Below are 18,428 nucleotides of genomic sequence, written 5' to 3' on the forward strand. Positions count from 1 at the left end.
ACGACGCTGCACTGTCCGGAACCTCAGGTCCCATCTAACCGTTTCGGACCGTCAGGTTCCATTCGATCGGCCCGCGCGCCGCCGCGGACCTCCGGAATGTGTCGGCGGGGACTTCTACCGTCGAGGTCATGTCATTGTCTGTGTCCGAGCGCGAACAGTTCCTGTCCGAGCCGCACATTGCGGCGCTGTCGGTCTCCGCTGGTGAGAGCCGCGGACCTCTGATGGTCCCGATCTGGTATCAGTACGCCCCGGGGGGTGAGCTGTGGGTACTGACCGGCGCCGGTTCGGAGAAGGCACGCCTGATCGAGGCGGCCGGGCGATTCACGATGATGGTCGAGCGAGTCGACCCCACCGTCCGGTACGTCTCCGTCGAAGGCGCGGTGACGCGAACGGTCCCGGGAACCGACGCCCAGTTGCGGGAGATCACCGAGCGCTATCTCGCGCCGGACAAGGTCGACGGCTATCTCGACTTCGCCAGGGCCGAACTCGGCGAACAGGTCGCCATCTACCTCCGCCCCGAGCGCTGGCTGTCGGCGGACATGGGTTCCGTCTGACCGTGGGGGCGACCCCGTCTACCGCTAGTGAAGAAAGCGATATCTGACGGGTTCCGGTCCAGATTCGTCGAGCATATAGCTGTGAACTGTGTGAACGGGAATCCCGGTGCGTAACTGAGAAAGCGTTTACAAATTCGGTGACGTGGGTCATAGTGGTCGGGTTCCGGCAGTTCCCCTTAACAGTCAGGAGTTCTCGATGGGCATGACCGAACTCGGCACCGAGCGGTCGACCGCGGTGCCGCACGGGTCGGCGGGGCAGCAACGCCGCCGGGTGATCAAGGCGAGCGCGGCGGGAACCGTGATCGAGTGGTACGACTTCACGCTCTACGGTCTCGCGGCCGCCCTCGTCTTCGGGCCCCTCTACTTCCCCGGGGCGGGATCCCTCGCCGGCACGATGGCGGCCTTCGGGACGTTCGCCGTCGGCCTCGGTGCCCGCCCGATCGGTGGTCTGGTGTTCGCGCACTTCGGTGACCGGATCGGCCGCAAGCCGATGCTCCTCATGACCCTGCTCGTGATGGGCGCCTCGACGACGCTGATCGGGGCTCTGCCCACCGCCGACGCGATCGGCGTCTGGGCGCCGATCCTCCTGATCGTCCTCCGCCTGTTCCAGGGCGCAGGCGCGGGCGCCGAGTTCGCCGGGGCGATCACGATGGTCACCGAATCCACCGACAGTTCCCGGCGGGCCCTCTCCAGTGCCTATCCGGGGGCCGCGATCTACGTCGGGACCGGCGGCGCCACCGCGATCTTCGCGTTGCTCACGCTGATGCCCGACGACCTCTTCCTGTCCTGGGGCTGGCGTATTCCGTTCCTGGCCAGCGCCGTCATCGTTCTCGTTGCCGGCTACCTGCGGCTGAAGGTGAACGAGACGGCGGTATTCGAGGAGGCTGCTCAGCACGGTGAGGTCGACCGTGCGCCGCTCGTCGAGGCGGTCCGCAACCACTGGCGGCAGATCCTGTGCGGGCTCGCCCTGTTCAGCTTCGTGATTCCGTGGGCCTACGTCATGCAGGTCTTCGCGCTGTCGTTCGTGACCAAGACCCTCGGCGTCGATTCCACCCAGGCCCTGATCGGGTTGATCGTCGCCGAGTTCTGCGCCATCCCCGTCATCCTCGGATTCGGCCGCCTGGCCGACCGGATCGGCCGCAAGCCGGTCCTGTTGGCCGGAGCGGTCTTCGGGATCGTCTTCCCGTTCCCGATGTTCATGATGCTGGACACCCGGTCGCCGTGGATGGTCGGGCTGGCGCTGATCCTCGGCATCTGCCTCGTCCAGGGCACGACGTCCGGACCGGGCGGCGCGCTGCTCTCCGAACTGTTCCCCACCAAGATCCGCTGGAGCGGCATCGCGATCTCCCGGGAGATCCCCGCCGCGGTGGTCGGCGGCACGATTCCGCTGGTCGCCACGGCCCTCGTCGCCGTCGCCGGCGGAGCACCCTGGCTCGTCGCGAGCTACCTCATGGGCTTGAGCGTGGTGGGTCTGATCGGCATCGCCCTGCTCCCCGAGACCCTCGGCCGGAGCGTGGGTGCGGGCACCCCCGCCGAGGCGGCGTCGTGACCCGACGTGTCGTGGTGGTCGGGGCCGGTCTCGCGAGCGCCGCGCACCTCACGGCCCTGCGGGCGGTCGGCGCTGACGTGGTCGGTGTGGTGACGCGCGACGAGAAGAGGGCGGCCGCCGCCCACCGACTGGCACCGGAGGCGCGAATCCTTCCGAGTCTCGACGCGGCAGCGGCCCTGGACGCCGACACTGCCGTGGTGGTCACGCCGCCGTCGAGTCACCTCGCGGTCGCGTCGGCGCTGGCCGAACGCGGCCTGGACCTGGTGATCGACAAACCGCTGGCGGCCTCGCTGTCCGATGCGCAGGCGATCGTGGACGTGGCGGAACGGACCGGGGTCCGGTCCGCGGTCACGCTGCAACACCGCTACAAGGAGGCGGCGGGCCGCGCCCGGCAACTGCTCGCGGACGGCGCGATCGGCACCCTCCACTCGGCCACCGTCACCGTTCCGTTGTGGCGGCCGGACTCCTACTACGCCGCGGCCGGGCGCGGCACCTGGGACCGCGACGGCGGCGGAGTGCTGATCACCCAGGCCATCCACACCCTCGACCTCTACCTGTCGCTGACCGGCCCGGCGCGCAGTGTCGTCGCCGCGGCCGCCACCAGTCGTGGGCGGCTCGAGGCCGAGGACACGATCCACCTGCTGATCGACCAGGGCACGCATGCGGCGTCGGTGACGGCGAGCACGGCGGCCTGGCCGGGCGGCGCCGAGACGATCCACCTGTTCGGCGACGCGGGACAGCTTCGGCTGGTGGGTGATTCGCTCGTCCTGATCGGCGACGGTGCCCGCACGCTCGTCGACGGGTCCGTCGACGCGTCCGGACCCGACCCGCTGTCGATGACGGCATGGTTCCGGTCGCTGTACGAAGACGTCTTCACCAGTTGGGCGGCCGGGGCGGCGCCGCTGTCCGACGCCCGCTCCGGGTTGCGCGTGCAGTCGGTGATCGACGCCGCCTACCGGTCCGCCGCAGCCGGCACGACGCCGGTGATCGTCTCCGAGGAAAGGGAAAGTGCATGTCAGTCTTGAGTATTCGGGTCGACGGTCCGAACGACTATCGTCTCGACCGCGGTGACGTCGCGGAACCCGGCGAGGGGGAGGTGGTCGTCGCTCTCGACTCGGCCGGGATCTGCGGCGGCGACCTGTCGCACCTGCGTGGCCGGAACGCCGTCGCCGCGTACCCCACGGTGCTGGGTCACGAGTGTGCCGGACGGGTGTCCCGTGTGGGCCCGGGCACGAGTCTCACCGTCGGACAACCGGTGATGGTCTACCCGACCACAGGGTGCGGCCGGTGCCGCGCCTGCCGCGACGGCAGGATCAACAACTGCCCGAGCATCCGGGTGTTCGGATTGTCGGATCCACGCGGGTGCTTCAGTGAGGAGTTCGTCGTCCCCGAGACGCAGTGCGTGCCTGTCAGCGACGCGGTGCTGGACCGTTTCGGGGCACTCGTCGAACCGCTCGCCGTCGGTGTGCACGTGGTTGGCCGCGGGGGCGTGTCGGCAGGGGACACCGCACTGGTCGTGGGGACGGGGGCGATCGGTCTAGCGACCACGCTGGTGGCCCGGAGCCGGGGCGTCCGGGTGTTCGGCGTCGATCGCTACACCGAACGGGAGCGGCCCGCCCTGGCGTGCGGGATGAGCGACTTCACGACGGACTCGGGCGACGCGCTCGAGGGCTGGCTCCGGGACCGGACCGAATCGGTCGACCTCGTCTACGACACGGTGTGCTCCCAGGAGTCCGCTCGGCTGGCGCTGCGGGTGCTCGCTCCGGGCGGCCGGTACGTGGCGATCGCGTCCGCGAAACCCGGGCACGAACTGACCCTCGACTACAGCGCGCTCTACGCCCGCGAACTGTCCGTCGTGGCGTGCCGGAACTACGTGCGGCAGGACTTCGTCGACGCGGCCGGACTGCTCGAGTCGGGGAAGGTGGACGCGTCGCCGCTGCACACCGCGACGTTCCCGCTGGACGAGTTCGGCCGCGCGGTCGAGGAGCTCGAATCGAACGGCAGCAGGCACGTCAAGGTGCTGCTGACGTCGCGGAAACTGCTCGGAACGCGCGCGTTGTTGCGCGGGGAGTGAGCGTCCGCGTGATCCGGGGCCGCCTTCGCGCTACGCTGTAAGCGTTTCCACCCTGTACTGGGTGGACGGTGGCAATGGCGACGAGAGATGTAGAGGCAGCGATGGCTGATCAGACCCGAGTGCCCGCGAGCCGTCGCGTCACGATCAACACCGTAGCGAAGGCCGCCGGCGTCTCGATCGCCACCGTCTCCCGCGTCATGAGCGGCAGCTCGTCAGTGACCCCGGACCTCGCGGCCCGGGTCCACAAGGTCGCCGAGGAGCTGTCCTACCGGCCCAGTACCGCCGCCCGCGGACTCGTCCTCGGGTCGCTGAGAAACATGGGCGTGATCCTGCCCGACCTGGCCAACGCGTATTTCTTCGACGTCGTGAAGCAGATGCACCACGGCGCCACCGCCGACGGCTACCGCATGCTCGTCGCCGACTACTCCGGTGACGCGGCCGACGAACTCGCCACCGCGCTCGACCTGCTCGGCCAGGTCGACGGCCTCGTGCTGCTCTCGTCGAGGATTCCGACGAGCGGGCTGAAGGAACTCGCCAGGCAGGCCACTCCCGTCCTGCTCGTCAACCGGGTGGAACTGGGGGTCGATCTCCCCATGGTCGCGGTCGACAACTTCACCCCGATGATGGAGCTGTGCGGTCACCTCGCGAAGCTCGGCCACCGCCGGATCGTCTACGTCAAGGGCTCGGACCTGGCCTGGCAGAACCGCGAGCGGTGGCGGGCCATCGAAATGGCGAAGGTGCTCGGGATCGAGGCGACGGCGGTGCCGTCCGACGGGACCATCGAGGGTGGTTACGACGTCGTGGAGGAGGCGCTCACCCATGAGCCGACCGCCCTCGTCTGCTTCAACGACCTGACCGCGCTCGGCGTCATCTCGAAACTGCGTGAGCGCGGACTCCGCGTCCCCGAAGACATTTCGGTCACCGGCTTCGACGACATCGACATGGCGCGCCACCTGGCGCCGCGCCTGACCACGGTGGTGAGCCCGAAGATCGACCTGGGCGACCAGGCGTGGTCGCTGATGCGCGCCGCCCTGAACAACGAGACCACCACGTCTCCGCCGCTGATCTCCGCGGACGTCGTCATTCGCGAGTCGACGGGTCCCGTCCCGAGCTGAGCCGGGGTCTTCCCTAGGCGGTACGGGCGGCATCGGCGGCCGAACCGTCGATCATCCATGTCACCCCGGCGCACCGTGCTGCGCCGGTGCGGTGAAGCAGGCCGACGGACAGTCGTCGGCGAATCGTGCTCTTTCGGAAGCCGGACAGGTCTCGGAAAAATTGTGTAATCGCTTTCTTGATGTTGCTCAGCTCACAATATAGTGTGTCAATAACCGAGGTACATGGCGTTCATGGACCGATTGGCCAAATGTAAGCATTTACAGGAGCGGATATGACACATCCCGGACCGGGTGCCGCGGCGAGGCGCTGGACACCGACCACCGCGACACGAGCCGTGAGCGGCATCGCGCCAGGATCGACGATCGCCCTCACCGGTTCGGGCGGCGGAATCCTCGAACCGGACACGGTGCTGAAGGCGCTCGAAGAGTGCTTTCTGGCGACCGGATCGCCGAGGGACCTCACGATCGTGCACGCCCTCGGCATCGGTGACCGGGTGCGCCGCGGAACCAACCACCTCGCGCACAAGGGCATGATCAAGCGGGTCATCGGCGGGCACTGGACGTGGTCGCCCACGATGATCGAACTCGTCCGCAACGACGAGATCGAGGCGTACGCGTGGCCCGGCGGCGCGATCAGCCAACTGCTGCGGGAGATCGGCGCGCGCCGGCCGGGACTCGTCACCGCCACCGGCCTCGACACGTTCGTCGACCCGCGGCACGGTGGCGGCAAGTTCACCCCGTCCGCCACCGAGGATCTCGTCGAACTCCTCACGCTCGACGGTCGTGAGTACCTGCGCTACAAGCCGTTTCCCGTCGACGTGGCCATCGTCCGCGGCGATTCCATCGACCCGTCCGGCAACGTCACGTGCTCGGGGGAGGCCGCGCAGCTCGACGCGCTGGCCGTCGCCCAGGCGGCGAAGGCCTGCGGCGGCCGGGTCATCGTCCAGGTGAAGAATCTGCTCGACCGGCCGATCGACCCGCGGCTCGTGCACATCCCGGCGGTCCTGGTGGACGACGTCGTCCACGCGCCGGCCCAGTGGCAGACGTACGCGGGAGAATTCGACCCGGAACTGTCCGGCGACGCGGCGAACGCCGGCTTCGGCGCCACGAACCACGATCCGATCCGCATGCTGATCGCCCGGCGGGCCGCCGCCGAGGTCCGGGACGGCGACGTCCTGAACGTCGGCTTCGGGGTGTCCGCCCTGGTCGTGGACGCGCTCGCCGAACAGGACCGCCTGGACGACGTCACACTCGCCATCGAGCAGGGGCTGATCGACGGCATCCCCGTCTCCGGCGATCTGTTCGGGGCCGCGCGCGGACCGAAGGTCGTGCACTCGTCGACCACCCAGTTCGACCTGTTCTCGGGCGGCATGCTCGACGTCAGCTGCCTGGGCATGGCCGAGGTCGATGTCACCGGGGCCGTCAACGTCAGCAAGATCGGCGGCGGCATCGTCGGACCGGGCGGGTTCATCGACATCTCCCAGAACTCGCCGCGCGCCGTGTTCTGCGGAACCTTCACCGCCCGCGGACTGGACGTCGAGATCGTCGGGGGAGAACTGGTGATCCGGCGGGAAGGATCGGTGCCGAAGTTCGTCGACCGCGTCGACCAGGTCACCTACTCCGGCGCCCTCGCCGTCCGCGAGGGACGCGAGGCGGTGTACGTCACCGAACGTGCCGTCTTCGTGCTCACCCGGGACGGCCTCGAACTCGCCGAGATCGCTCCCGGTATCGACATCGATCGGGACATTCTGCCGCACATGGGATTCCGTCCGATCATCAAGAACCCACGCCTGATGGACGCGGGGCTGTTCGCCCCCGTCGCCGTACACATCTGAGGAGACAATTACATGCCAACCGGAAACAGTGTCATTCCGTCGTCCGTACTCGGAACCGACGAACGCAAGCTCGTCGCGGAGTTCGTCGACGAACGGATCCGGCCGGTCGCCGGCGAACTGGACGAGACCGAACGATTCCCCGAAGAGATCTACGCCGAGATGGGCAAGATCGGGCTCTTCGGCATCACCGTGCCCGAGAAGTTCGGCGGATTCGGCGGCACCGCCCTCGACTACCTGTTCGTCATGGAGTCGCTGTCCTACGGGTATGCGTCGGTGGCCGACCAGTGCGGACTAGTCGAGATCCTCGGCAGCCTGCTCGGCAACTACGGCACCCCCGAGCAGCAGGAGCAGTACCTGCGCCCGATGCTCTCCGCCGAGAAGCGCTGCGCCTACGCGCTCACCGAGCCGGGGTCCGGATCCGACCTCGGGTCGATCACCACGCGGGCGGTGCGCAGCGGCGACGGTTGGGTGCTCAGCGGAGAGAAGATCTACATCCACAACGCCCCGGTCGCGGACTTCGCGGTCGTCCTCGCCGTCACCGAGCCCGAACTGGGGAAGCGCGGCGGCATCTCGGTGTTCCTGGTGGACGTCGACCAGCCCGGGGTCAGCCGCGCCTACCACGAACACAAGATGGGTCAGCGGGCGTCCCAGGTCGGCGGTCTGGTGTTCGACTCCGTCCGGCTGTTGCCCGGCGCGCTCCTCGGCGAGGAGGGCCAAGCGTTCGGTTACATGATGAAGGTGCTGGCCAAGGGCCGTCTCGGGATCTCGGGGCTGAGCCTCGGCATCAGCCGCGCCGCGCTGGACGCCGCCACCCGGCAGTCCCTCGACCGCAGCCAGTTCGGCAAGCCGATCTCCGCGAACCAGGGCATCTCGTTCTCCCTCGCCACCGTCGCCACCGAACTGCGGGCCGGCACCGCGCTGTCGGTCGAGGCGGCGCGGGCCCTCGACACCGGCGCGGCGGACGCCGAGACGCTCTGCTCGATGGCCAAGCTGTACGCGTCCGAGGGATGCGTGCGCCACGCCGACGCCGCCGTGCAGGTGTTCGGCGGCAACGGCTTCATCCGCGGGTACGAGGTGGAGCGCCTCTACCGCGACGCCCGCATCACGAAGATATACGAAGGCACCAGCGAAATGCAGCGGCTCATCATCAGCCGGGCAGTGCTCAAGGGTGCTGCGGGCACCGGCTCGGACGAACGATGACACCGGCGAAACGATCGGTCAGGGCGGCCGTCCGCGCCGTCGGCGTTGCCGCGGCGATCTCCGTCATGGCGAGTTCCGCCGTCGCCTGCTCGACGGGATCGGAACGGACGGAGCGGGACGGCGCCGCCGTCGATCGCGGCGACATGGTGATGGTCTCCGAGGTCCGGTCGCTGACCAACCCGTACGAGGCCGCGTGGGTGCAGGGCAGCCGCGCCTACGCCGAATCGCTGGGGATCGAACTGAAGGTGATCGTCTACGGCGGCGACTCGCAGAACGCGCTGTCGCAGCTGCAATCCGTGCTCGCCGCGGGAAAGACCGTCCTGCTCAACATCAATCCGAACACGAGCGCCGACACCCCGGCGATCGTGCGCGCCGTGCAGAACAGCGGCGGGTGCGCGGTCACCCAGTGGAGCAAGCCCTCGGACCTGCACCCCTGGGACGTCGGGAACGGGTGGGCGTCCTACGTCGCCTACGACGGGGTCCAGCAGGGCGCCGACACGGGGAAGGCGCTCGTCGATTCGCTCGGCGGCACCGGCGGTGTGATCGCGCTGCAGGGGTTGCTCGCCAACGAGATCAGCCAGACCCGATTCCAGGGCTTCCGGCAGGCCATGGACGGACAGTCCGGCGTCACCCTGCTCGACGACCAGCCCGCCGACTTCGACCGCAACAAGGCGTACACCACCACGCAGACCCTGCTCAACAAATACGGCGACCAGGTGAACGGCATTTGGGCCGCAACCGATTCCATGGCCCTCGGCGCCCTGCAGGCCGTGCGTGAAGCAGGCCGGGCGGGCGAGATCAAGATCGCCAGCGCCGCGGACGCCACCCCGGAAGGGCTGGGCGCCATCGCCGACGGCGAGTTGCTCTCCACGTACACGACCGACCCCTATTTCAACGGCGCGATGGGCCTCGCCATCTGCTACCAGGCCATGACAGGGGAAATCGACGTCGCGTCGCTGCCCCGCGAGAACCGCGAATTCTATGTCGACCAGTCGCTGATCACCGCGAGCAACGTCGACCGGTTCCGCACCGTGCCGAGTGACGAGGAGATCGTACGGTCCGTGCAGGATCCCTTCTCCCGCATCACGGGCCCAGTGGCCCGGTAACCCCCTCACCATTCACGAACCACACAATCTTCCGAAGGAGTGACGATGTCGACGACCGAAATGACGGGGGAGGTGACGACTCCCACCGAAACTCGCCCGACCGCGCGCACCACCAGACCCCGCGTGCGACGGTTGCTCTCCACCGCAGGCCCGCTCACCGCCCTGCTCGGACTGTGCGCTGTCTTCGCCGCACTGGCGCCCGGGTTCGCGACGGCGAGCAATGCGATGGCGATCGTGGAGCAGGCCGCGATTCCCGTGGTCCTCGCGATGGGCGCCACACTGGTGGTCCTGGTGGGCGGCGTGGACCTGTCGATCGAGGGTGTGATGGCGGCGAGCGGGCTGACGTTCGTCCTGCTCGCGGCGAACAGCGTCAACGGCAACGACCTCGGCCTCCTCGCGGTCCTGATCGCGCTGGGTGTCGGACTGCTCTTCGGGGTGGCCAACGGGGTGCTGCACGTCGTCGCCAGGGTGCCGTCCTTCCTCGTCACACTGGGAACCTGGTTCGTCGGGCTCGGTGTCGCCACCGTGCTCTTCGGCACCACCACCCCCCAACTCGCCGACCCGGCGCTCGCCGCCTGGGCGGGTGGCCACTGGCTCGGACTGCCCGTCGTCGTGGTGTTCGCGCTCGCCGCCGTGGCCGTGACAGTGTTGCTGTGCAAGGGAACCCGGCTCGGCATGCACACCTACGCGATCGGCGGCGACGAGTCGACCAGCCGCCTGGCGGGTGTCCCGGTCGGGCGCACCAAGATCATCCTGTTCGCCGTGGCCGGACTGCTGTCCGGGCTCGGGGGAGTGCTGGCCACCATCCGGCTCGGTGTCGGCGACGTGAGCGTCGGATCGGGAAGCCTGTTCCTCACCCTGTCCGCGGTGGTCGTCGGCGGCACCCTGCTGTCCGGCGGTCGCGGTGGACCCCTGCACTCCCTGGTGGGTGTGCTGCTCCTCGTGGTCCTCGGCAACGGGCTTCTCCTCTCGGGCGCCAGCCCGTACATCCAGCAGGGCGCGCAGGGACTCATCATCGTGGTCGCGGTGATCGCGACCGGATGGCCCGCCCGCAGTCGATTGAGGGTCGTGAAATGACATCTCTCCTGGAACTCCGCAACGTCACGAAGAAATTCGGACCCAACACCGTCCTCGACGACGTGAACCTGTCCATCGCTCCGAACGAGGTGGTGGGACTGATCGGCGAGAACGGCGCCGGCAAGTCGACACTGCTCAAGATCCTCGCGGGAGTGCACCGCCAGGACGGCGGCCGGATGGTCCTCGGCGGGCGCGAGGTGAGCTTCTCGAGCCCGGCCGACGCCGCCGGCCACGGGATCGGGGTGGTGCATCAGGAGCAGTCGCTGCTGCCGAACCTCACCGTCGGCCAGAACCTCGTCCTCGGGCACGAGGGCGACACCGCCCGTGCCGGATTCCTCCGCCGGCGCCGGATCCGCGCCCGCGCCCAGGACATGCTGTCCGTGGTCGAGTCGACCGTCGACCCGGGTGCGCTCACCGAAACGCTCGGTTTCGCGCAGCGCCAGATGGTGGAGGTGGCGCGCGCCGTCGCGTCCAGGCAGTCCGAACACCCGCCGCTCCTCATCCTCGACGAGCCGACATCCGTCCTCGAACCCGAGGACGTCGAGGTGCTCCACCGCCGGGTCACCGCCCTCAAGGAACGCGGTTCCGTCATCTTCGTCTCCCACCGTCTCGACGAGGTCCTCCGCTTCTCCGACCGCGTGTACGTGCTACGCGACGGCAAGGTCGTCGGCGAGCGGATCGCCGCGGCGGCAACAGAATCCGAGCTGTACCAGCTGATGATCGGGAAGGGCGCCGCCGAGGAGATCTACTCGTCGGAACGCAAACGCGCCGTCCCCAGGACCGGCACACCGACGCTGTCGGTCCGCAACCTCACGTGCGGCGGCAAGGCGACGGGCGTCTCGCTCGACGTCCACGCCGGCGAGATCGTGTCGGTGGTGGGGGTGGTCGACTCCGGCCGCGAGGAGGTGGCCCGCGCCGTGTTCGGCGCCGTCCCCGTCGACTCCGGAACCGTCGAGATCGACGGGCAGCGTTCGGCGCCCCGATCACCCGCGGACGCCGTGCGGTCCGGTGTCGCGTACGTTCCCGCCGAGCGTCGCGTCGAGGGCATGATCGCCGGCGCGACCGTCGCGCAGAACATCGCGACGGTGCACCCGGTGAAGGCGGGCGGCGGCCGGATCTCCTCCGGCGCCCGGGTGCAGGCGACCGCGCGCACCTGGATCGAGAAACTCGGCATCCGGCCCGCCGACCCCGACGCCGACATCGCGCGACTGTCGGGCGGCAACCAGCAGAAGGCCGTGGTCGCCAAGTGGATCCTGGGCGACGGACTGAAGGTCCTGGTGCTCGACCACCCCACCCGCGGTCTCGACATCGGCGCGAAGGAAGACCTGTACGCCCTGTTCCGCGACCTGTCCGAGCGGGGAGTCGCGATCCTGGTGCTCGCCGACACCCTGGACGAGGCGATCGGCCTCGGCCACCGCGTGATCGTGATGCGCGACGGCGAGATCACCGCCGAGTTCGACTCGCCGCCCGGAAACCCGCCCAGCAAACTCCAACTCCTCGAGAAGATGATGTGATCGCCGTGGCAACAAGAACTTCCACCGAAAGGACTTCCGCCGAGACGCGCGCACCCGGGGGTGCGGCCGCCGCGGTGTCCCGGACGACGCGGGACCGGTTGCGCCTGGCGGGACCGTCGGTCGTGCTGGTCGCGCTCGTGCTCCTCGTCGCGCTCGCCGAACCGAACTTCCTGTCGATGAATGCCCTCGCGGTGGTCTCGGCGCAGGCGGTCCCGATCCTGCTGCTCGGGCTGGGCCAGATGTTCGTCATCCTCACCGGCGGCATCGACCTGTCGGTGGCGGCGCTCGCGTCGCTCGCCACGGTGATCCTGGCGACGGCGATCGGTTCGCTCGGCCCGCTCGCCGTCGTCGTCACCCTGGTGGCGCTCACCCTGATCGGTGCGCTGACCGGTCTGCTGATCGTGTTCGGGCAGGTCCCGTCGTTCGTCGTCTCGCTCGGCGCCCTGGGATTCTGGGGTGCGGTCGCGCTCGTCGCCTCGGGGTCGACCACCATCTACATCAGCGAAGGGTACGACGCGATCTTCTGGCTCAGTTCGTGGACGGTGCTCGGACTGCCGATGGCGGTGTGGGCGGGCGTGGCCGCGGTGGCCGCGGTGTTCTGCGCGATGCGGTTCTCGCCGCGGGGCAACGTCTTCCACCTCGTCGGGCTGGGGGAGATCGCGGCGATGATGAGCGGCGTCCGGACCCGGGGCGTCCGGGTCGGAGCCTTCGCCCTGTCCGGCTTCTTCGCGGGAGCCGCGGGCATCGTGCTGTCGGCCCAGCAGCAGAGCGCCGCGCCGCAACTCGCGGATTCGCTGCTGCTCCCCGCGATCGCGGCCGTGCTGGTCGGCGGTTGCGCCATCACCGGTGGAATCGGCGGCGCGTGGCGGGTGCTCGTCGGCGCACTGGTGGTCACCGTCCTCCGGGTGGGTGGCTCGGTTGCCGGCATCGACCCCAGCTTCCAGCAGATCGTGTACGGCGTGGTCGTCATCGTCGCGGTCGCCGTGACGCTCGACCGCAGCCGGCTCTCGATCATCAAATAAGACTCTGTGTCAGTGTGAGATTCGAAGGAGAACGATGAGTACGACGGCACGCGGTGCGGTGATTCACGAAGTGGGCGGTAAATGGGAGGTCGACGATCTCGTCCTCGCCGAGCCCGGTCCCGGGGAGGTGCGGATCAAGGTGATGGCGTCCGGGTTGTGCCACTCCGACGATCACCTCGTCACCGGCGACATCCCCAACACGCTGCCGCTGGTCGGCGGTCACGAGGGTGCCGGGGTGATCGACGCCGTCGGTCCCGGGGTGACCCGGCTCGCCGTCGGCGATCACGTCGCCACCGCCTACCTCCCCGCCTGCGGAACTTGCGCCTGGTGCGCGCAGGGGATGCAATATATCTGCGATACGGGGGCCGGTATGGAGGCTGGTTTCATGCTCGACGGAACGGCGCGGTTCGCCACGCAGTCGGGGCGGCCGATCGGCGCGATGCAACGCCTCGGCACGTTCGCGAACTACCTTGTCACGTCCCAGGCGCAGGCCGTGAAGATCGACGCGGACATCCCCTTCGACGTGGCCTGCCTGGTGTCGTGCGGGGTCGCGACCGGCTGGGGCTCCGCCGTGAACGGCGCGGGCGTCCGCCCGCGGGACACCGCCCTGATCGTCGGTGTCGGCGGTGTGGGGATCAACGCCGTGCAGGGCGCCCACCACGCCGGTGCCGCACACGTCGTGGCCGTCGACCCGGTCGCGTTCAAACGCGAACGCGCCCTCGAACTCGGGGCCACCCACGCGTACGCGTCGATCGACGAGGCGATGCCGTTCGTCCGCTCGGTGACCAACGGTCAGGGCGCCGACAGCGCCGTCGTCACGGTCGGGGTGGTGGACGGGCAATTGATCGCCGACGCGTTCGGCGCCGTCCGCAAGGAGGGAACCGTCGCGGTCGTGTCGATCGGCCAGAACACACCCGGGATCCCGATCAGCCCGCTCGAACTGGTGGTCTACGCGAAGCATCTGCGCGGGGTCCTGTTCGGCAACTGCAACCCCACGCGGGACATCCCGGCGCTGCTGGACTACTACAAGTCGGGGCGACTGAAACTCGACGAACTGATCACCCGGCGCTACACGCTGGACCAGGTGAACGACGCATACGTGGACATGCACGCGGGCCTCAACCTGCGTGGTGTCCTGATCCACGAACACTGACGAGGAACTGCCAAAGATGTCGACAGTCGAAGCAACACAGATCCGAAGCTACGGACATTTCATCGGCGGGCGCAGCGTGCCCCCGTCCGGGAACATCATCGAACGGGTGGGCCCGGCCGACGGCCGCGTGGTCGCCACGTTCACCGCGGGCACCCGCGCCGACGCCGTCCACGCGGTCGCGGTCGCGCGGGAGTCCTTCGACGACGGCGCGTGGCCGCGCTGGACGGCGATGGACCGCGGCCGGGCACTGCTGCGCTGTGCAGGGCTGATGCGCCGGGACGAGGAACGCCTCGCCCGGATCGACGCCGAGGAGTCCGGCAAGCCGATCACCCTGGCCCGCGGCGACGTCGGGGCGAGCATCGAACTGTTCGAGTACGCCGCGGCGCTGGCCATGACGATGCACGGCGAGGCGCACACCGCGCTCGGCGAAAACTGCACCGCGATGGTGGTCCGCGAACCCGCCGGTGTGGTCGGCATGATCATCCCGTGGAACTTCCCGCTGCTCCTGCTCGCGCAGAAGCTGCCGTTCGCGCTGGGCGCGGGCTGCACGGCGGTGGTCAAGCCGTCCGAGTTCACGTCCGGCACCGCCGTCGAGCTGGCCCGGTTGCTCGCCGAGGCCGGGGTCCCCGACGGGGTGGTGAACGTGGTGACCGGGGCGGGCACCGAGGTCGGTGCTCCGCTCGCCGAGAGCCGCCTGGTCGACATCCTGTCGTTCACCGGGAGCACGGCCACCGGCAAACGGATTGTCGAGGCCTCGGCCGGCAGCGTCAAGCGGCTGTCGATGGAACTGGGCGGCAAGGCGGCCAGCGTCGTGTTCGACGACGCCGACCTGGGCGACGCACTCGACGGCGTCCTGTTCGGTGTGTTCTTCAACCAGGGTGAGTGCTGCGTGTCGGGGGCCCGGCTCCTGGTCCAGGACTCGATCGCAGACGCGTTCGTCGCGCGACTCGTCGAGGCCGCGGCCCGCATCACGGTCGGCGGGCCGCTCGACGAGGGGAGCGAGCTGGGCCCGATGATCGACGCCGGCCACCTCGAGAAGGTGCTCGGGCACATCGACGCGGCGCGGCGGGACGGCGCGACCGTCCTCACCGGCGGCACCCGGCTGGACGGAGAGAACTGGGGGAGAGGGCATTTCGTCGCCCCCACCATCCTCGACGGCGTGGCCGAAGAGTCCGCCGCCTTCCAGGAGGAGATCTTCGGTCCCGTCCTCACCGTCACCCGGTTCAGCGACGTCGACGACGCCATCCGGCTCGCCAACGCCACGGAATACGGACTCGCCGGGTCGATCTGGACCAAGAACATCGACAAGGCGCTGCGGGTGGCGAAGGAGATGCGCAGCGGCCGCGTGTGGGTGAACACCACCATCGACGGCGCCCCGCAACTGCCCGCGGGCGGCATGAAGCAGAGCGGGTTCGGCCGCGAGATGGGGCAGGCCGGATTCGACGAGTTCACCGACGTCAAGAGCATTCAGATCCGCACCGGACCACGCACCCGCGTGTTCCCGAACTGGACCGGAGGCAACCGATGAGTGCCGGCACGTACGACTACGTCATCGCAGGCGGCGGCACCGCGGGGTGTGTACTGGCCGGACGGCTGACCGAGGACCCGACGGTCCGGGTTCTCCTGCTCGAGGCCGGCGGCAACGACCGGCACCCATTCATCCACGTCCCCGCGGGGTTCGCGAAACTCACCTCGAGCAAATACGACTGGGGATTCTCGAGCGTCCCGCAGGAGCATTGCAACGGGCGCGTCATCCCGCTCGCTCAGGGCAAGGTCATCGGCGGCGGCGGCTCGATCAACGCGCAGGTGTTCACCCGCGGCGCGCACGAGGACTACGACGAATGGGCGCTCAAATACGGTTGCGCCGGATGGTCGTTCGACGAGATCCAGAAATATTTCCTCCGGTCCGAGGACAACGAACGGCTGTCGGCGCCGTACCACGGGACCGACGGCCCGCTCGGGGTCTCCGATCCCGTGAACCCCCATCCGCTGTCGAAGTCGTTCGTCCAGGCGGGGCAGGAATTCGGGTTGCCGTTCAACGGCGACTTCAACGGCGATCACCAGCACGGTGTCGGCCTCTACCAGACGACCACGAAGAACGCCCGCCGGTGCAGCGCCGCGGTCGCGTATCTCGCACCCGCCAGGAAGCGGCCCAACCTGACGGTCCGGGAGAACGTCACCGTGTCGCGGGTTCTGCTCGACGGCGGACGCGCCACGGGGATCGAGGTGCTCACCCCGCACGGTGTGGAGACGTTCCGCGCGTCGCGTGAGGTGCTCGTCGCCGCGGGCGCGTTCGGATCACCCAAGATCCTGCAGCTGTCGGGAATCGGCCACCCCGACGACCTCAGGGACGCGAACGTCGGTGTGAACCATGCCCTTCCGGGTGTCGGCCGGAACCTGCACGATCACTGCGACCTCGACGTCATCTACGAACTCCGCGAATACCAGAGCCTCGACCGCCTGAACCTGATCCGTCCGGCCACGGCCAAGGCGGGTCTCGAGTACGCGGCCTTCCGGCGGGGCCCGTTGGCGTCGACCGTCGTCGAGGCGGGCGGGTTCAGTTTCGGGCACGCGGCGGAGTCGATCCCGGACCTGCAGTTCCACTTCCTGCCCGCCGCCGGCGTCGAGGCCGGTGTCGCGGCAGTCCGTCCGGGATACGGCTGCACCCTGAACTCGTACGCGCTGCGGCCGGAGAGCCGCGGTTCGGTGAAGATCAGGTCGAACGACCCCACCGCCCAGCCGCTGATCGACCCGAACTTCCTCGCCACCGACTTCGACCTCGAGTCGAGCATCGAGGGGCTGCGGCAGAGCCGGGAGATCACGGCGCAGTCGTCGATGGCCCGCCACATCAAGGCGGAGCACCTGGCAGGCGGCCTGTCGGTGAACACCAAGGACGACTACGTGAAGTTCGTTCGCGCATACGGTCGTACCTCATACCACCCGGTCGGCACGTGCGCGATGGGCGTCGGCGACGACGCCGTGGTCTCACCGGAACTGAAGGTGAGGGGAATCGAGGGTCTGCGGGTGGTCGACTCGTCCGTCATGCCGCGGATCGTCAGTTCCAACACGCAGGCTCCCACGGTGATGATCGCCGAGAAAGCGATCGATCTGATCCGTGGGGAAGGATGACCGGATGACCACTTTTTCCGGAGTGACCGAGGCCATCGCCAGGGAAGCCGTCGAACTCGCACTCCCGTCGATTGAGAATCTCTCCCACGGAGGTCCGGGGCACCTCGTCGTGCTCCGGCCGGGCGTCGCCCCGTCCGCCGATGCGGAGTTGCCCGTCGTCTACCGCCGCAGCTGGGGTGAGAAGTAAGGACTGGCGCGACGGAGGCGAGACACCGTGAAGGGGAACGACAGCCGGACATTCGGGCGCGCCGGCTTCGACGTCACCCTCCTCGGCTACGGCGGTGCGCCCATCGGCAACATCTTCCGGCCGATCCCCGAGACGGACGCCCAGGCGCAGATCGCCGAGGCGTGGAACATGGGTGTGCGGTCGTTCGACACCGGGATCTGGGTGGACACACCACCGTTCCGGGCCGACTTCGACTACTCGTACGACGCGGTGCTGCGGCAGGTGGAGGACAGCCTGCAGCGCATGTGCCAGGACAGGTTCGACGTCCTCTACGTGCACGACGTCGACCGGTACACGCACGGCGACGCCCAGCCCGCGCGGTTCGCGGAGGCGCTCGCGGGTGCGTTTCCCGCGCTGATCCGGTTGCGGGACGAGGGCGTGGTCCGGGCGATCGGTGTCGGGGTCAACGAGGCCGACGTCTGCGTCGACGCCCTCGAACATGTCGACCTCGACTGCGTCCTGCTCGCGGGCAGATACACACTGCTCGAACAGGATCCGGTGACGGACCTGCTGCCGCTCGCGGCGGAGCGCGACGTCGCGATCGTGCTCGGCGGCGTGTTCAACTCGGGCGTCCTGGCCACCGGCGCGGTGCCCGGCGCGAAGTTCAATTACCAGCCGGCGTCGGAAGAGGTTTTGGGCCGGGTTCGCGACATCGAGAAGTTCTGCGCGCGTCACGAGGTTCCGTTGGCGGCGGCATCGATTCAGTTCGCGGCCGCGCATCCCGCGGTGCGGGAACTTCTGCTGGGCGCCAGGAACTGCGACCAGTTGCGGCAGAATGCGGCCTGGCTCGAACACCCGATCCCGGCCGAATTCTGGCAGGACCTGCGCGCCGCCGGACTGATTCGGGAGGAGGCGCCCACCCCGCCCTGACCGC

The 18,428-nt window shown here is 69.0% G+C and carries 16 protein-coding genes; all 16 read left to right on the forward strand.

Features of this window, described 5'->3' with window-relative positions; all coding sequences use genetic code 11:
- The first annotated feature begins 128 nt into the window (after nt 1–128).
- The 16 genes from CA951_RS01965 (at nt 129) to CA951_RS02040 (ending at nt 18,424) form a co-directional block, all read left to right on the forward strand.
- Nucleotides 129–554, forward strand: coding sequence for a pyridoxamine 5'-phosphate oxidase family protein (locus CA951_RS01965; protein WP_087555223.1), 426 nt, complete (start codon nt 129–131; stop codon nt 552–554).
- 196 nt (nt 555–750) lie between these two features.
- Entirely contained in the window at nt 751–2,103 is a 1,353-nt protein-coding gene (locus CA951_RS01970; protein WP_087555224.1) for an MFS transporter, read from the forward strand.
- Nucleotides 2,100–3,128, forward strand: coding sequence for a Gfo/Idh/MocA family protein (locus tag CA951_RS01975; protein ID WP_087555225.1), 1,029 nt, complete (start codon nt 2,100–2,102; stop codon nt 3,126–3,128). Before CA951_RS01970 ends, CA951_RS01975 begins: the two co-directional genes overlap by 4 nt.
- Nucleotides 3,125–4,177 carry an alcohol dehydrogenase catalytic domain-containing protein gene (locus CA951_RS01980; RefSeq protein ID WP_087555226.1) on the forward strand — a complete coding sequence of 351 codons (1,053 nt, stop codon included), beginning with the start codon at nt 3,125–3,127 and terminating at the stop codon, nt 4,175–4,177. Before CA951_RS01975 ends, CA951_RS01980 begins: the two co-directional genes overlap by 4 nt.
- A 101-nt stretch (nt 4,178–4,278) precedes the next feature.
- Nucleotides 4,279–5,292: a LacI family DNA-binding transcriptional regulator gene (locus tag CA951_RS01985; protein ID WP_087555227.1), complete on the forward strand. Its 1,014-nt coding sequence runs from the start codon at nt 4,279–4,281 to the stop codon at nt 5,290–5,292.
- Between the two features lie 272 nt (nt 5,293–5,564).
- A complete protein-coding gene (locus CA951_RS01990; protein WP_087555228.1) occupies nt 5,565–7,127 on the forward strand; it encodes a CoA-transferase in 1,563 nt (520 codons plus the stop codon).
- Between the two features lie 12 nt (nt 7,128–7,139).
- Entirely contained in the window at nt 7,140–8,327 is a 1,188-nt protein-coding gene (locus CA951_RS01995) for an acyl-CoA dehydrogenase family protein (protein ID WP_087555229.1), read from the forward strand.
- A 65-nt stretch (nt 8,328–8,392) separates the two neighbouring features.
- Nucleotides 8,393–9,433: a sugar ABC transporter substrate-binding protein gene (locus tag CA951_RS02000; RefSeq protein WP_087555340.1), complete on the forward strand. Its 1,041-nt coding sequence runs from the start codon at nt 8,393–8,395 to the stop codon at nt 9,431–9,433.
- A gap of 45 nt (nt 9,434–9,478) precedes the next feature.
- Nucleotides 9,479–10,510 carry an ABC transporter permease gene (locus CA951_RS02005; RefSeq protein ID WP_087555341.1) on the forward strand — a complete coding sequence of 344 codons (1,032 nt, stop codon included), beginning with the start codon at nt 9,479–9,481 and terminating at the stop codon, nt 10,508–10,510.
- Nucleotides 10,507–12,024: a sugar ABC transporter ATP-binding protein gene (locus CA951_RS02010; protein ID WP_087555230.1), complete on the forward strand. Its 1,518-nt coding sequence runs from the start codon at nt 10,507–10,509 to the stop codon at nt 12,022–12,024. Before CA951_RS02005 ends, CA951_RS02010 begins: the two co-directional genes overlap by 4 nt.
- Nucleotides 12,021–13,046 (forward strand): ABC transporter permease, encoded by a 1,026-nt coding sequence (locus tag CA951_RS02015; protein WP_087555231.1) that lies wholly within the window; start codon nt 12,021–12,023, stop codon nt 13,044–13,046. Before CA951_RS02010 ends, CA951_RS02015 begins: the two co-directional genes overlap by 4 nt.
- A gap of 34 nt (nt 13,047–13,080) precedes the next feature.
- Nucleotides 13,081–14,199, forward strand: a complete 1,119-nt coding sequence (locus tag CA951_RS02020) for a Zn-dependent alcohol dehydrogenase (protein ID WP_087555232.1) — start codon at nt 13,081–13,083, stop codon at nt 14,197–14,199.
- 16 nt (nt 14,200–14,215) lie between these two features.
- On the forward strand, nt 14,216–15,727 hold the full coding sequence (locus tag CA951_RS02025; protein ID WP_087555233.1) for an aldehyde dehydrogenase family protein: 1,512 nt from the start codon (nt 14,216–14,218) through the stop codon (nt 15,725–15,727).
- The gene (locus CA951_RS02030; RefSeq protein ID WP_087555234.1) at nt 15,724–17,328 is read left to right on the forward strand and encodes a GMC family oxidoreductase; all 1,605 of its coding nucleotides are present in this window, start codon (nt 15,724–15,726) and stop codon (nt 17,326–17,328) included. The genes CA951_RS02025 and CA951_RS02030 overlap by 4 nt, the downstream gene beginning before the upstream one ends.
- Nucleotides 17,329–17,332: 4 nt before the next feature.
- Nucleotides 17,333–17,515 carry a hypothetical protein gene (locus tag CA951_RS02035; protein ID WP_256973191.1) on the forward strand — a complete coding sequence of 61 codons (183 nt, stop codon included), beginning with the start codon at nt 17,333–17,335 and terminating at the stop codon, nt 17,513–17,515.
- A 27-nt stretch (nt 17,516–17,542) separates the two neighbouring features.
- Nucleotides 17,543–18,424, forward strand: a complete 882-nt coding sequence (locus tag CA951_RS02040; protein ID WP_087555235.1) for an aldo/keto reductase — start codon at nt 17,543–17,545, stop codon at nt 18,422–18,424.
- Nucleotides 18,425–18,428 lie beyond the last annotated feature (4 nt).

It is taken from the genome of Rhodococcus sp. NCIMB 12038, assembly GCF_002165735.1.
Taxonomy (GTDB): domain Bacteria; phylum Actinomycetota; class Actinomycetes; order Mycobacteriales; family Mycobacteriaceae; genus Rhodococcus_F.

Excerpts from the sequence above, each read along its gene's own strand:
- CA951_RS01965 (WP_087555223.1), top strand. The coding sequence starts at position 129 with ATGTCATTGTCTGTGTCCGAGCGCGAACAGTTCCTGTCCGAGCCGCAC.
- CA951_RS01970 (WP_087555224.1), top strand. The coding sequence starts at position 751 with ATGGGCATGACCGAACTCGGCACCGAGCGGTCGACCGCGGTGCCGCAC.
- CA951_RS01985 (WP_087555227.1), top strand. The coding sequence starts at position 4,279 with ATGGCTGATCAGACCCGAGTGCCCGCGAGCCGTCGCGTCACGATCAAC.
- CA951_RS01990 (WP_087555228.1), top strand. The coding sequence starts at position 5,565 with ATGACACATCCCGGACCGGGTGCCGCGGCGAGGCGCTGGACACCGACC.
- CA951_RS01995 (WP_087555229.1), top strand. The coding sequence starts at position 7,140 with ATGCCAACCGGAAACAGTGTCATTCCGTCGTCCGTACTCGGAACCGAC.
- CA951_RS02000 (WP_087555340.1), top strand. The coding sequence starts at position 8,393 with ATGGCGAGTTCCGCCGTCGCCTGCTCGACGGGATCGGAACGGACGGAG.
- CA951_RS02005 (WP_087555341.1), top strand. The coding sequence starts at position 9,479 with ATGTCGACGACCGAAATGACGGGGGAGGTGACGACTCCCACCGAAACT.
- CA951_RS02010 (WP_087555230.1), top strand. The coding sequence starts at position 10,507 with ATGACATCTCTCCTGGAACTCCGCAACGTCACGAAGAAATTCGGACCC.
- CA951_RS02020 (WP_087555232.1), top strand. The coding sequence starts at position 13,081 with ATGAGTACGACGGCACGCGGTGCGGTGATTCACGAAGTGGGCGGTAAA.
- CA951_RS02025 (WP_087555233.1), top strand. The coding sequence starts at position 14,216 with ATGTCGACAGTCGAAGCAACACAGATCCGAAGCTACGGACATTTCATC.
- CA951_RS02030 (WP_087555234.1), top strand. The coding sequence starts at position 15,724 with ATGAGTGCCGGCACGTACGACTACGTCATCGCAGGCGGCGGCACCGCG.
- CA951_RS02035 (WP_256973191.1), top strand. The coding sequence starts at position 17,333 with ATGACCACTTTTTCCGGAGTGACCGAGGCCATCGCCAGGGAAGCCGTC.